The 14127-nt window shown below is 69.3% G+C and carries 12 protein-coding genes; all 12 read right to left on the reverse strand.

Annotated elements, in window-relative coordinates; all coding sequences use genetic code 11:
* Nucleotides 1–40 precede the first annotated feature (40 nt).
* Nucleotides 41–805 carry an ABC transporter ATP-binding protein gene (locus tag OG456_RS10275; RefSeq protein WP_266559443.1) on the reverse strand — a complete coding sequence of 255 codons (765 nt, stop codon included), beginning with the start codon at nt 803–805 and terminating at the stop codon, nt 41–43.
* Nucleotides 802–1602, reverse strand: coding sequence for an ABC transporter ATP-binding protein (locus OG456_RS10280; RefSeq protein ID WP_266559445.1), 801 nt, complete (start codon nt 1600–1602; stop codon nt 802–804). The genes OG456_RS10275 and OG456_RS10280 overlap by 4 nt, the downstream gene beginning before the upstream one ends.
* Nucleotides 1599–2417, reverse strand: a complete 819-nt coding sequence (locus OG456_RS10285; RefSeq protein WP_266559447.1) for an ABC transporter permease — start codon at nt 2415–2417, stop codon at nt 1599–1601. The genes OG456_RS10280 and OG456_RS10285 overlap by 4 nt, the downstream gene beginning before the upstream one ends.
* Nucleotides 2414–3379, reverse strand: coding sequence for an ABC transporter permease (locus OG456_RS10290; RefSeq protein WP_266559449.1), 966 nt, complete (start codon nt 3377–3379; stop codon nt 2414–2416). The genes OG456_RS10285 and OG456_RS10290 overlap by 4 nt, the downstream gene beginning before the upstream one ends.
* Nucleotides 3379–4899: an ABC transporter substrate-binding protein gene (locus tag OG456_RS10295; RefSeq protein WP_266559451.1), complete on the reverse strand. Its 1521-nt coding sequence runs from the start codon at nt 4897–4899 to the stop codon at nt 3379–3381. Before OG456_RS10295 ends, OG456_RS10290 begins: the two co-directional genes overlap by 1 nt.
* A gap of 44 nt (nt 4900–4943) precedes the next feature.
* Complete coding sequence (locus OG456_RS10300) at nt 4944–5666, reverse strand: DUF1684 domain-containing protein (protein WP_266559453.1); 723 nt, start codon at nt 5664–5666, stop codon at nt 4944–4946.
* Between the two features lie 161 nt (nt 5667–5827).
* Nucleotides 5828–6676, reverse strand: a complete 849-nt coding sequence (locus tag OG456_RS10305) for a GNAT family N-acetyltransferase (protein WP_266559455.1) — start codon at nt 6674–6676, stop codon at nt 5828–5830.
* A gap of 250 nt (nt 6677–6926) precedes the next feature.
* Nucleotides 6927–8081: a flavodoxin-dependent (E)-4-hydroxy-3-methylbut-2-enyl-diphosphate synthase gene (ispG, locus tag OG456_RS10310; RefSeq protein ID WP_266559457.1), complete on the reverse strand. Its 1155-nt coding sequence runs from the start codon at nt 8079–8081 to the stop codon at nt 6927–6929.
* A gap of 189 nt (nt 8082–8270) precedes the next feature.
* A complete protein-coding gene (locus tag OG456_RS10315) occupies nt 8271–9563 on the reverse strand; it encodes an RIP metalloprotease (protein ID WP_266569137.1) in 1293 nt (430 codons plus the stop codon).
* Between the two features lie 8 nt (nt 9564–9571).
* Nucleotides 9572–10846: a 1-deoxy-D-xylulose-5-phosphate reductoisomerase gene (dxr, locus tag OG456_RS10320; RefSeq protein ID WP_266559459.1), complete on the reverse strand. Its 1275-nt coding sequence runs from the start codon at nt 10844–10846 to the stop codon at nt 9572–9574.
* A gap of 58 nt (nt 10847–10904) precedes the next feature.
* Nucleotides 10905–13634, reverse strand: coding sequence for a preprotein translocase subunit SecA (secA, locus tag OG456_RS10325; protein WP_266569138.1), 2730 nt, complete (start codon nt 13632–13634; stop codon nt 10905–10907).
* Nucleotides 13635–13737: 103 nt separating this feature from the next.
* A complete protein-coding gene (locus OG456_RS10330) occupies nt 13738–14124 on the reverse strand; it encodes a hypothetical protein (RefSeq protein WP_266559460.1) in 387 nt (128 codons plus the stop codon).
* Nucleotides 14125–14127: the final 3 nt, after the last annotated feature.

The following is a 14127-nucleotide window of genomic DNA, read 5'->3' on the forward strand; positions in this document are numbered from 1 at the left end:
GACGGGGAGACTACAGGGCCGTCCGGCGGCCCTCATCTGATCAGACAGGCAGCCGGGGAACGCTGTCGAGCAGCCTCCGCGTGTAGGGGTGTTCGGGCGATCCGAGCACGTCACGGGTCTCGCCCTGCTCGACGACGCGTCCGCGTTCGAGTACGGCGGTCCGTTCGCACAGGGCGGCCACCACGGACAGGTCGTGGGAGACCATGACGATGGTCAGGCCCCGCTCCCGCTTGAGCTCGCCGAGCAGGTCGACGACCTTGACGCGGGTGGTGACGTCGAGCGCGCTGACGGGTTCGTCGGCGAGCAGGACGCGCGGGTCGCACACGGTGGCCCGGGCGATGGCGATGCGCTGGCGCTGGCCGCCGGAGAACTCGTGCGGGTAGCGCGACGCCGCGTCCGCCGGGAGCCCGACCTGTTCGAGGGCCTCGGCGACCTTCGCGTGCGCGGCGGCGCCGGTGGCCACGCCGAGCGAGCGCAGCGGCTCGGCGACGATGCGGCTGACGCGCTGGCGCGGGTCGAGGGAGGCGTACGGGTCCTGGAAGACGCACTGCACGGCGCTCCGGAAGCGACGCATCTGCTCGCGGTCGCCGAGCCGCAGCGGGTCCCCGTCGAAGCGGACCGTGCCGGTGCCGGGGCCCGCGAGGCCGAGCAGCAGCCGGAGCAGGGTCGTCTTGCCGGCCCCCGACTCGCCGACGAGCGCGAGGCTGTGGCCCGCGTCGACCTTGAGGGAGACGTCCTCGACGACGGGCGCCGCGCTCCCCCGGTAGGTGTGTCCGACCGAGTCGAGTTCCAGTACCGCGGTCATCGGGGCTCTCCCAGGTCGAGGGCGGATTCGAGCTTCCGCGCGCTGTCGACAAGCGCCTTCGTGTACGCCTGCCGGGGCGCGCGCACCAGGTCGCGTACCGTCCCGTCCTCGACGGCGCGCCCGTCCTTCATCACGAGGACGCGGTCGGTGACCCGCGAGACGACGGCCAGGTCGTGGCTGACGAAGAGGACGGCCATGCCGCGCTCGCCGACGAGGGTGTCGAGCAGGACGAGCATCTCGGACTGCACGGTGACGTCGAGCGCGGTGGTCGGCTCGTCGGCGATGAGCAGGCCGGGGTCGCAGGCGAGCGCCATGGCGAGGGCCACGCGCTGGCGCTGGCCGCCGGAGATCTCGTGCGGGAACGCGCGGGCGATGCGCCCGGGTTCGGGCAGCCTGACCTGTTCGAGGGCTTCGGCGACGGCCTTGCGGAGCGCGTCGCCCTTGAGGCCGCGGCGGCGGCGCAGCGGTTCGGCGAGCTGCCGGCCCACGCGCATGAGCGGGTCGAGCGCGGTCAGCGGCTCCTGGAAGACGATCGCGGCGGCGCGGCCGCGTACGTCGACGAGCCGCTTCTCGCTCGCGCCGACGATCTGGGTGCCGTCGAGTTCGACGCTGCCCGTGGCGGTCATCCCGTCGGGGAGCAGGCCGAGCACGGCGAGGGTGGTGAGTGACTTGCCGGACCCGGACTCGCCGATGAGGCCGAGCCGTTCGCCCCGGCCGACGGAGAAACTGAGGCCGGAGACGAGGTCGCGGCCGTCGCCGGTGCGGATGGTGAGGTCGCGTACGTCGAGCAGGCTCATGCCGCTGTCCTCCTGCGCCGGGCCGGGTCGAAGGTGTCGCGCAGGCCGTCGGCGACGAGGTTGACGCCGATGACGAGCAGGACGAGGAGGATGCCGGGCGCGAGGGCGCCCGCCGGCGCGGTCGTGAACGTCGCCTGGGCCTCCTGGAGCATGCGCCCCCACGAGGCGTTGGGCGGCGGGGCGCCGAGGCCGAGGTAGGACAGGCTCGCCTCGGCGAGGACGGCGAGTCCGAACTGGAGCGCCAGGTTGACCGAGAGCGTCGGCCAGACGTTGGGCAGCACGTGCTCGCCGACGATCCGCGGCCAGGACGTGCCGGAGGTGCGTGAGGCGGTGATGTAGTCCTGCGCGAGGACGCGTTTGGCCAGGATCCGGGTGAGGCGCGCGACGATCGCGCTCTGGGCGAGGCCGATCGCGATGATCGCCGAGGTGAGGGTCGCCGAGCGGGCGGAGACGATCAGCATGGCGAGCAGCAGTGTCGGGAACGCGATGAGGATGTCGAGCAGGGCCGAGACCGTGTCGTCGAACCAGCCCTGCGCGAACGCCGCTACGAGGCCGAGCGTGATGCCGACGACGGCCGCGATCAGGACGGACCCGAGCCCGGCCGCGATCGCGATCCTGGACCCGGTCATGAGCTGCGTCAGCAGGTCGCGGCCGAGCTTGTCGGTGCCGATCAGGTGTCCGTCGCCCGGCCCGGCGAGCCGTCCGCCGGAGGTGTCGGAGGGGTCGTACGGCAGCCAGAAGAGGGAGATGAGGGCGATGAGCGCGATGAGTCCGGCGAGGACGCACCCCGTCCACAGCGTTGCGGAACGCTTCATCGGGCGCCTCCCGAGAGCCGGTCGCGCAGCCGTGGGTCGATGATCCGCTGCACGAGGTCGGCGGCGAAGCCGATGAGCAGCACGGCGAGGGTGGAGACGAACAGGACGCCCTGGATGACGGGGTAGTCGTGCTGGGCGATGCCGGTGGCGAGCAGGGAGCCGAGCCCCGGCAGCGCGAACACGGACTCGACGACGACCGCACCGAGCAGGGTCGACGCCAGTTCGATGCCGAGGATCGAGATGACCGGCACGGAGGCGTTGCGCAGTCCGTGGCGCCACATGGCCTGTCCGAAGGACGAGCCGAGGGCGCGCGAGGTGCGCAGGAAGTCGCTGTCGAGGACGTCGAGCGTCGCCGATCTGACGTAGCGGATCAGGGACGCCGACATGACCAGGGCGATGGTGACGACGGGCAGGACAAGTGAGCGGATCGCCTGCGCGGGGTCGGACCAGCCGTCCTGCGGGAAGCCGCCGGACGGCAACCAGCCCGCGTTCAGCGAGAACACGACGATGAGGATCATGCCGAGCCAGAACACCGGTACGGCGATGCCCAGTTGGGACACCCCGCTGAGCAGGGCGCCGTACCAGGTCCGGCGCTTGTACGCGGCGACGAAGCCGGCCGGGACCGCGATCAGCACGGCGAGCACGAACGCGGACAGGGTCAGCGGCACGGTCACGCTCAGGCGCTGGACGACCTCGGGTCCGACGGGCAGCGAGCTGACGAAGGACGTGCCGAGGTCGCCGGTCGCGAGCTGCCGTATCCAGTGGGTGAACTGCTCGGGCAGCGGTTTGTCGGATCCGATGGCGTGCCGTGCCGCCGCTATCTGCTCCGGTGAGGCGCCCACGGAGGTGAGGGCGTTCGCCGGGTCGCCGGGCAGCATCCTCAGGAGCACGAACAGGACGATGCTCGCGAGGACCAGGGAGACGACGAGGAAGGCGAGGCGGCGCAGGAGATAGCCGGTCATCAGCCCTTCTTTATGTCGTACGCGAAGAACTGCGAGTTCAGGCCGTTGAGCGGGTAGCCGGACAGCTTGCTGTTGGCGACGACGATCTGCGGGTACAGGTACAGCCAGTCGCTGGCGGCGTCCTCGGCGGTCTTGCGGTTGACCTTCTTGAGGATGTCGGTCTGCTGCCGGGTCGACGACGCCTTCTCGGCGTCCTCGACCCACTTGACGACCTGCTTGTTGTCGTAGCCCCAGTAGAAGTCGGGGTTGCCGTACCAGACGACGTCACGGTCGTTGACGTGCTCCTGGAGCGTGGCCGAGAAGTCGTGGTTCTTGTAGACCTTCGTGTACCACTCGTCGGGCGTGATCGTGTTGATCTTGACGGTGATGCCGACCTTGGCGAGCTGCGACTTGATGAAGGTGGCGGCCGTCGGGTGCGGGTCGTAGTTCGGGGTGTCCAGCGTGAAGCTGAAGCCCTTCGCGTAACCGGCTTCCTTGAGCAGCTTCTTGGCCTCGGCCGGGTCGTACGCGTTGACCTTGGTCAGGTCCTCGTACCAGGGGTCGGTGGGCGGCACCATCGACCCGATCTCCTTGCCGTATCCGCCCCAGACGGACTCGAGGAGCTTCTTGTCGTCGATCGCGGACGAGACGGCCTTGCGGACCTTGACGTCCGTGAAGGGCTTGGCCTTGTCGTTGAAGGCGAGCAGGAGCTTGGTCGTCGAGTTGCCGTCGTTGACCTTGTAGCTCTGGTTGGACTTGAACTGGTCGAGGGCGTCGGGCGACTGCTCGCTGGTGACGACGTCCACGGCGTTCGTCAGAAGCGCGTTGTTCAGCGCGGTCGCGTCCTTGTAGTAGTGGAGGACGACCTGCTTGTTCGTGGCGGCGGTGCCCCAGTAGGCGGGGAAGCGGTCGAGGCTGAGCGCGGAGCCGCGCGTCCACTTGCCCAGCTTGTACGGGCCCGTGCCGTCCTCGGTCGTCTTCAGGTTCTTCGCCTGGTCGTTGATGATCCAGACGTAGGAGAGGTTGTAGACGAAGGAGATCGACTTCTGCTTCAGCGTGACCTTCACGGTCTTCGCGTCGGGGGTGTCGACCGCCTTGATGACCTCGAGGTTGCTCTTGCGCGCGGACTGCGAGTCCGGCGCGAGCACCTTCTCCAGGCTGTACTTGACGTCCTTGCTGGTCAGCGCCTTGCCGCTGTGGAACTTCACGCCGTCGCGCAGGGCGAAGGTGTAGGTGAGCCCGTCGCCGGAGACCTTGTAGTCCTTGGCGAGGAGGTTGTCGACCTTGCCGTCGTCGGTGAGCTTGAACAGGCCCTCGTAGACATTGCCGTTGAGCGCCTCGGTGACACCCTGGCCGCCGCCTCCGGTGTTGTCCAGGTTCTGCGGCTCGTACAGGGAGCCGATGTTGACCGTGGCGTTCTTGTCGTACGAGCCACTGGCGCCGTTGCTGTTGTTGTCGCCGGAGCCGCCGCACGCGGCGAGGGTCACGGCGAGGGCGACGGTGAGCACACCGGCGGACAGGGGCTTCTTGGGGAGGTTCATGGAGGCTGCCTTCGTGCGGGGCGCGGGGAGGGGGAGCGCGGGGATCAGTGCTGGTCGGCGAAGCCGTCGCGGAAGACGGGGAGCTTCTCGCCCGCTTCCACGGGCAGCTGGAAGCGGTTCTGCCGCGGCGGCATCGGACAGTTGTACTGATCGGAGAAGCCGCACGGCGGGACGAACGCGCGGTTGAAGTCGAGCCGCACCCGCCCCTCTCCCGTGTGCTCGACGAAGAGGAACCGGCCCGCGCCGTAGGTGGCCGTCCCGTTGGTCGGGTCGCCGAAGACGAGCAGCAGCGTGCCGTCGTCGTCGAAGGCGCTGAGCGTGTAGTCGGTGCCGTCGACGGTGAGGGCGATGTCGCCGGGGACCGCGAGGTCGCGAGTGCCGCCGTTGTCCCGGATGTGCTCGAAGGCGACGCGGCGGCCGTCCTCGACGGGGGTGTACGTGGCGTCCAGGACCCAGGCCGGGTCGAACGGGAACGCGTCGGTGCGCTCGAAGTTCTGGATCGCGGGGGACTCGGCGTCCCAGAACCGCAGCGCGTACTCAGGCTCGCCGGTCACCATGTCGGTGCGCTCGACGGTGGTGACGGTCACGCTGTCGCGCTGCCCGGCGCGGGCCGCCGTGAGGTCGGGGCGCTCGCCCGCGGGCAGCCAGCGGGTCTCGACGAGGGCGAGGTTCCCGGTGGGACCGGTGACGGAGCGGTGCCGCTCGGCACGCCACTCCTCCCAGGCTCGGGAGGGGTCACTGGCACGGTCGGGCATGGCGGCACTCATTCGCGTAGAAACTCGTCAGCATCCACGCCGGTGTGCACACGGAGGTTGTTCACACTGGGTGAAGCTTGAACCAAAGGAGCTTCTTTATCTTCCATAAGGTGCGCTAATGTCAAATGGCGCCAGAAATGTGAGACAGGTACCACAGGGAGCCCGCCGACGCGTCAGAACAGGACGCTCATGAAGGCGCCGACTTCCTCGAATCCGACCCGGCGGTACGCGGCCCGCGCCGGGGTGTTGAAGTCGTTCACGTACAGGCTGACCAGCGGCGCGAAATCCGCGAGCGCATAGCGCAGGACCGCCGCCATGCCCGGGGCGGCGAGGCCGCGGCCGCGGTGTTCGGGGGCGATCCACACGCCCTGGATCTGGCAGGCGCTCGTCGTCGTGGCACCGATCTCGGCCTTGAAGATCACCTTGCCGCGCTCGTCGAGCCGGGCGAACGAACGCCCCGAGCCGACCAGCTCGGCCACCCTCGCCTGGTACAGCAGGCCCCCGTCACCGGCGAGCGGCGAGACGCCGACCTCCTCCGTGAACATCGCCACGCACGCCGGCATGATCGTCTCCATCTCGTCCTTCCGGACGCGACGGACGTACGGATCCGGGGCGATGTCGTCGGGGAGCCGGTCGGTGACCATGAGGGGCTGCTGGGCGCGTACGTCCCTGGCGGGGCCCCAGTTCGGTTCGAGCAGGCGCCACAGCTGGGCGGTGGGCTCGGCGGGGCCGACGATGGAGGAGCAGCGGCGCCCGGCCCTGCGGGCCCGGTCGGCGAACCCGCGCACGGCCCTCGGGGTGGCGCAGATCGGGACCAGGTTCGCGCCCGCGTAGCACAGGGACTCGAGCATCCCGTCCTCGTACCAGCCCCACATCTCGCCGCCAAGACGCCACGGGTCGAGGCCCGCCACCTGGACGCGGGACGCCACGAAGGCATTGGCAACCGGCTCGCGGTCCAGCACGGCGAGCGCGGCGTCGAGGTCACTCGGTTCGAGGACCCGGGTGGTGGTCTGAGTCAACAACGGGACGGCTCCATCACTCCTTGCGGGCAACGACAACCCGTCGAACACCCTGCTAGCGTCGCCGTGCGCTTGCTCGCGAGCATCGGTCAGGGCTTGACCGTCGCGTCGCGGCGAGAAGCCCCTCGGGGCGGAGTCACACGGTCTGCTGATCTCCGTACTTTAGCCGGAGAGACTGAGCAGCACACCGCGCGCAAAGAACCCGAGCGCCACCTCAGGAGGGGCACCCGGGTCCCTTGCGCCACGTTGTGCGTCAGCTGACGGAGACCTCGGGCTCACCGCTCATGACGCCGTCCCGTTCCATCTGCTCGGCGATCTTCAGCGCCTCTTCGATGAGGGTCTCGACGATCTTCGACTCGGGGACGGTCTTGATGACCTCGCCCTTCACGAAGATCTGGCCCTTGCCGTTGCCGGAGGCGACGCCGAGGTCGGCCTCGCGGGCCTCGCCCGGTCCGTTCACGACGCAGCCCATGACGGCGACGCGCAGCGGAACCTCCATGCCGTCGAGGCCCGCGGTGACCTCTTCGGCGAGCTTGTAGACGTCGACCTGGGCGCGTCCGCAGGACGGACAGGAGACGATCTCCAGGCGGCGCGGCTTGAGGTTGAGCGACTCCAGGATCTGGTTGCCCACCTTGATCTCCTCGACCGGCGGGGCCGACAGGGAGACGCGGATGGTGTCTCCGATGCCCTCGGAGAGCAGCGCGCCGAACGCGACGGCGGACTTGATGGTGCCCTGGAAGGCCGGGCCCGCCTCGGTGACGCCGAGGTGCAGCGGGTAGTCACAGGCTGCGGCGAGCTGGCGGTAGGCGTTCACCATCACGACCGGGTCGTTGTGCTTGACCGAGATCTTGATGTCGCGGAAGCCGTGCTCCTCGAAGAGGGACGCCTCCCACAGGGCGGACTCGACGAGCGCCTCGGGGGTGGCCTTGCCGTACTTCTTCAGGAGCCGGGCGTCGAGCGAGCCCGCGTTCACGCCGATGCGGATCGGGGTGCCGTGGTCCTTGGCCGCCTGCGCGATCTCCTTGACCTTGTCGTCGAACTGCTTGATGTTGCCCGGGTTCACCCGGACCGCGGCGCAGCCCGCCTCGATGGCGGCGAAGACGTACTTCGGCTGGAAGTGGATGTCCGCGATCACGGGGATCTGCGACTTCTTCGCGATGACGGACAGCGCGTCGGCGTCGTCCTGTGTGGGGCAGGCCACACGGACGATCTGGCAGCCGGACGCGGTGAGCTCGGCGATCTGCTGGAGCGTGGCGCCGATGTCGGATGTACGGGTCGTCGTCATGGACTGCACCGACACCGGTGCGTCTCCGCCGACCGCCACGGTGCCGACCTGGATCTGCCGGCTCCTGCGGCGCTCGGCGAGCTTGGTCGGAACGGACGGCATGCCGAGAGAAATCGCAGTCATCTGCTGTGCAACCCCAAGGTGTGGAATCGAGACCCGAGAAGAAGACACGGATCGGGGTCCCGTGGTGAGCGGGCTCCAGGCTTCGAGATTACGGCACCGGCCTGGCAGCGAGCACATCACGTCCGGAAGTCCACCCAAAGGTAGGTGGCCGGGCACAGAGCATGCCCGGCCACCATGAACAGTCGGTAACTACGTGATTTTGACCGGGTTGACGACGTCCGCGATCAGTACCAGGACGGTGAAGCAGACGAAGACTCCGGCCACGACGTAGGCGACGGGCATCAGCTTCGCCACATCGAACGGGCCGGGGTCGGGCCGCTTGAAGACCTTCGCCAGGTTCCGTCGCAGGGACTCCCACAGGGCGCCGGCGATGTGCCCGCCGTCCAGGGGGAGCAGCGGCAGCATGTTGAAGAGGAACAGCGACAGGTTGAAGCCCGCGACGAGCATCAGGGCCATGCCGAGCTGCTGGGTCGCCGGGATGTCCAGGTTGAAGATCTCCCCGCCGACGCGGGCGGCGCCGACCACGCCCATCGGCGAGTCCGGCTCACGCGGGCCGTCGCCGAAGGCCGCGTCCCACAGGGCCGGGATCTTGCCGGGCAGGGCGGCGAGCGAGTTGACGGCGTCGCCGACCCGGTCGCCCATCCACGTCACGGAGTCGCCGAAGTTCTGGCGCACGACACCGGTCGAGGCGCTGAAGCCGAGGAATCCGGCGTTGATGTACTCGTCCTGGACGATCTGGCCGCTGCTGTCCTTCTTCGCCACCTGGTTGGTGGCGATCTTGGCGTGCAGGACCTTCTCCTGGCCGTCGCGCTGGACGACGATGTCGACGGTCCTGCCGGGGTTGGCGCGGATCTCGTCGGACAGGGTGTTCCACTGGTCGGTCTTCACACCGTTGAACGAGACGATCTTGTCCTTGGCCCGCAGTCCGGCCGCGGCGGCCGGGGACGCGGGGTCGGACTTCTTGCATGTGTCGCGGTTCTCGCTCTGCTTGACCACGCACTGCTGGACCGAGCTGACCGTGGTGGTCTGCTGCGTGATGCCGAAGCCCATCAGGACGGTGAAGAAGAGGCCGACCGCGAGGATCAGGTTCATGAAGGGGCCCGCGAACATCACGATGACTCTCTTCCACGGCTTGCGCGTGTAGAAGAGCCGCGTCTCGTCGCCCGGCTGGAGCTCCTCGAAGGCCGCCGCCCGCGCGTCCTCGACCATGCCGCGGAACGGCGAGGTGGAGCGGGCCTGGATCTTCCCGTCCGGGCCGGGCGGGAACATGCCGATCATGCGGATGTAGCCGCCCAGCGGGATCGCCTTGACGCCGTACTCCGTGTCGCCCTTCTTGCGCGACCAGATGGTCGGGCCGAAGCCGACCATGTACTGCGGCACGCGGATCTTGAAGAGCTTCGCGGTCGACAGATGCCCCAGCTCGTGCCAGGCGATCGAGACGAGGAGTCCGATCGCGAAGACGACTATGCCGAGGATCATCATCAGGGTCGTCATGCACGAGCCTCCGCGGTCGATGTCGCCTGTGCCGTCAGTTCGCGGGCCCGGGCGCGTGCCCAGGTCTCCGCTTCGAGGACGTCCGCGACGGTCAGGGAAGTTCCCGACGTCGTGGTCGAAGGTACGCCGTGTTCCTCGACGACCTTCGTGACGGTGTCCATGATGCCGTTGAACGGCAGCGCGCCGTTCAGGAACGCGTCCACGCACTCCTCGTTTGCGGCATTGAACACTGCCGGGGCCGTGCCCGCGAGCTCGCCGACGTGCCGGGCGAGCCCGACCGAGGGGAAGGCCTCGGTGTCGAGAGGGAAGAACTCCCAGCTCGACGCCTTCGTCCAGTCGAACGCGGGCGCCGCGTCGGGGATCCGCTCGGGCCAGCCGAGGCCGATGGCGATGGGTCCGCGCATGTCGGGCGGCGTGGCCTGGGCGAGGGTGGAGCCGTCCGTGAACTCGACCATGGAATGCACGTACGACTGCGGGTGCACGACCACCTCGATCCGCTCGAACGGGATGTCGTAGAGGAGGTGCGCCTCGATCACCTCCAGGCCCTTGTTGACGAGAGTCGCCGAGTTGACGGTGATGACCGGGCCCATCGCCCAGGTCGGGTGCGCGAGCGCGTCCTCGGGCGTGACGTGTGCGAGGTCCGCCTTGGTCCGTCCCCGGAAGGGGCCGCCGGACGCGGTGACGACGAGCTTGCGGACGTCCGAGCGCTTGCCGGCCGCGAGGCCCTGGAAGAGCGCGGCGTGCTCGGAGTCGACCGGGATGATCTGGCCCGGCTTCGCGAGCGCCTTGACCAGGGGGCCGCCGACGATGAGCGACTCCTTGTTGGCGAGGGCGAGGGTGCGTCCGGCCTCCAGGGCGGCGAGTGTCGGGGCGAGGCCGATGGATCCGGTGATGCCGTTGAGCACCGTGTGGCAGGGAGAGGCGGCGACCTGGGTGGCCGCGTCGGGGCCCGCCAGGATCTCGGGGAGCGGCTCGCCGTCGGCGTACTGCGCCCTCAGGGCCTCGCGCAGGGCGGGCACGACGTCCTCGCGGGCGACCGCGACGGTCCGTACACGCAGTTGCCTGGCCTGTTCGGCGAGCAGGCCGACCCGGCCGCCCGCGGCGGACAGCGCCGTGACCGTGAACCGGTCGGGGTTGCGCAGCACCAGGTCGATGGCCTGGGTGCCGATCGAGCCCGTGGAGCCGAGGATGACGACGTCCCGCGGGCCGTCCGAGCCGGCGGGGTCGAAGACGAGGTGCGGGTCCGCGAGGGGGGATGCGCTGTCGCTCATACCCCCCATTGTGGCGTGGCCTCCGGTCCTCCTGGACAGCGCGTCCCCCGGCGGTTCGTCATGGGCTGGGCCGTCGGCGGCCCTTCGGCCGGCCGGGCGGCCGAAGGGAGCCTGCGGACGGCTCCGCGTCGCCCGGTGTGACCTCGGCGGGGGCGGTATTGAGGTCGCCTTCCTGCAGGCCTCCGGCGGTGTCCAGGGTGGGCGCGCTGAAGTGGAGACGGTCGGGGCGCCGGGCCGCGTCGAGGGCCTCGGAGGGGGGTGCGTCGGCGGTGGTGTCGAGGTTGAAGACGTAGCCGACGGACTCCTCCTTGATGGCGTCCATCATGGCCGTGAACAGGTCGAACCCCTCGCGTTCGTACTCGAAGATCGGCTCGCGGCCCAGCGTGTAGCGCAGGCCGATGCCGTCGCGGAGGTAGTCCATCTCGTAGAGGTGTTCGCGCCACTTGCGGTCCAGGACGGCGAGGACCACGACGCGTTCCAGATCGCGCAGGGCGTCGGCGCCGAGCTCGTTCTCGCGCTCCTCGAAGCGCGCGTGGATGTCGCCGGTGACGGCTTCGACGAGAAGGCCGGCGGTCAGACCGGCACGCCCGCCCGCCTGGTCGTCGAGCTCTTCGGGGGTGATGCCGCACGGGTAGAGCTCGTGGAAGGCGGCCCAGAGCGCGTCGAGGTCCCACTCCTCCGGGTAGCCCTCGGCGGTCTCGTGGGTGATGTACGCCTCGATGGTGTCGTCCATGAAGAGGAGGATCTGGGCGCGCAGGTCCTCGCCCTCCAGGACGCGGCGCCGCTCGCGGTAGATGAGGGTGCGCTGCCGGTTGAGGACCTCGTCGAACTTGAGGACGTCCTTACGGGACTCGAAGTGCTGCTGCTCGACCTGGGACTGGGCGGAGGCGATGGCGCGGGTGACCATCTTGTTCTCGATGGGCACGGACGCGGGGACGTCCGCCATCGCCATGACCCGGTCGACGAGCTGGGCGCGGAACAGGCGCATCAGGTCGTCCTCCAGGGACAGGTAGAAGCGGGACGCCCCGGGGTCGCCCTGGCGTCCCGAGCGGCCGCGCAGCTGGTTGTCGATGCGCCGGGACTCGTGCCGTTCGGTGCCGAGGACGTAGAGCCCGCCGAGCTCCTTCACCTCGTCGTGCTCTGCGGCGGCGGACGCGGCGACGCTCTCCTCGACGGCGCGACGCCGCTCGGGGTCGTCGTCCTCGGTGGCGCCGCGTTCGTCGAGTGCGGCGGCGGCCATCGCCTCCGGGTTGCCACCGAGCATGATGTCGGTGCCGCGGCCCGCCATGTTCGTGGCGACGGTGACGGCGCCCTTACGGCCGGCCTGCGCGACGATCTGGGCCTCGCCGCGGTGGTTCTTGGCGTTGAGGACCTCGTGCCGGATGCCGTGCCTGCTGAGCTGCTCGGACAGGAGCTCGGACTTCTCGACGGAGGTGGTGCCGACGAGGACGGGCTGGCCGGCGGCGTGCCTCTCGGCGATGTCCTCCACGATCGCATCGAGCTTGGCACGCTCGGTGCGGTAGATCAGGTCGGGGTCGTCGCGGCGGACCATCGGCCGGTTGGTGGGGATGGGCACGACGTGCAGCTTGTAGATCTGGTGGAACTCGGCGGCCTCGGTCATGGCGGTGCCGGTCATGCCGCCGAGCTTGGCGTAGAGGCGGAAGAAGTTCTGCAGGGTGATCGTGGCGAGCGTCTGGTTCTCGTCCTTGATGTCCACCCCTTCCTTGGCCTCGATGGCCTGGTGCAGGCCCTCGTTGTAGCGGCGGCCCAACAGCAGGCGGCCGGTGTGCTCGTCGACGATGAGGACCTCGCCGTCGATGACGACGTAGTCCTTGTCGTTCTTGAAGTGCTCCTTGGCCTTGAGCGCGTTGTTCAGGTGCCCGATGAGCGGGGTGTGGGCCGCCTCGTAGAAGTTCTCGATGCCGAGCTGGTCCTCCAGGTAGGAGACCCCGCGGTCCAGGATCGCCACGGTCCGCTTCTTCGGGTCGTACTCGTAGTCGTGCGTGGCCCGCAGTTCGGCGAGCCGGTCCTTGTCGGCCTGGCTGGTGAAGTGCTCGTCCTGGACCGAGACGCCCTTCATGTCGAGGACCAGTGCCGCGAAGACGCCGTACCAGTGGGTGGGCTGGTCGGCCGGGCCGGAGATGATCAGCGGCGTGCGGGCCTCGTCGATGAGGATCGAGTCCGCCTCGTCGACGATCGCGAAGTGGTGGCCGCGCTGCACCAGTTCGTCCTTCGACCAGGCCATGTTGTCGCGCAGGTAGTCGAAGCCGAACTCGGTGTTGGTGCCGTACGTGATGTCGCAGGCGTACGCGGCGCGCCGGTCGGCCGGGTCCATGTCGTTCCTGACGACGCCGACGGTGAGGCCCATGAACCGGTAGGCCCGGCCCATCCAGGCGGCGTCGCGCTCGGCGAGGTAGTCGTTGACGGTGACGAGGTGGACGCCATTCCCGGCCAGCGCGTTGAGGTAGACGGGCAGGGTCGCGGCCAGGGTCTTGCCCTCGCCGGTCTGCATCTCGGCGATGTTGCCCAGGTGGAGCGCGGCCCCACCCATGAGCTGTACGTCGAAGTGGCGCATGCCGAGCGTGCGGCGCGCGGCCTCGCGGATGGCGGCGAAGGCCTCGGGCATGAGGTCGTCCAGGCTCTCGCCGTCGGTGTGGCGCTGCCTGAACTCCGCGGTGAGGGCCTGGAGCTCGGCGTCGGTGAGCGCGCGGAATTCCTCCTCGACCGAGTTGACCTGGTCGGCGACGCGCTGGAGCTTGCGCAGGATCCTGCCTTCGCCCGCGCGCATGATCTTGGAGGTGATGTGGTCGAATCCGGTACCCGGCACAGGAACTCCTCCCCTGTACCCAATGTCCGCCTCGTCGCCCTTTGAGGCAAGGAGGCGGGACCGTTCACCGCCCGGTCATGGACCGGACGTAGTGACTGAGGTTGGCGCCCAGGACACCGCGCACGTACAGGATCGCGCCGGCCATCCCGATGGGGAGGGAGAGCGCGAGGACGGCGAAGATCATCGGCCAGGGTTCGAGGACACAGACGTTGGAGATGCTGCCGTCGTAGCCGCTGCGGATCTCCTCGAAGAGGAGCGGATCGTCGCAGCCGGCGCCGTGTTCACCGCCGGACGCGAGGAGGAAGCCCGGCGGCAGCAGGAGCCGGGCCAGGACGTACAGCCACAGGAGCGCGGCGACGACGAGGAGCCAGAAGCCGCGGGTGCGCGTCTTCAGCGCGTTGTCGAGGAACCGTCGTTCCAGGTCGTTGCGGTACGTGCGCTCGTCACGCATTGC

Origin of the sequence: Streptomyces sp. NBC_01446, from assembly GCF_026340095.1 — a bacterium.
GTDB classification, from domain to species: domain Bacteria; phylum Actinomycetota; class Actinomycetes; order Streptomycetales; family Streptomycetaceae; genus Streptomyces; species Streptomyces aureus.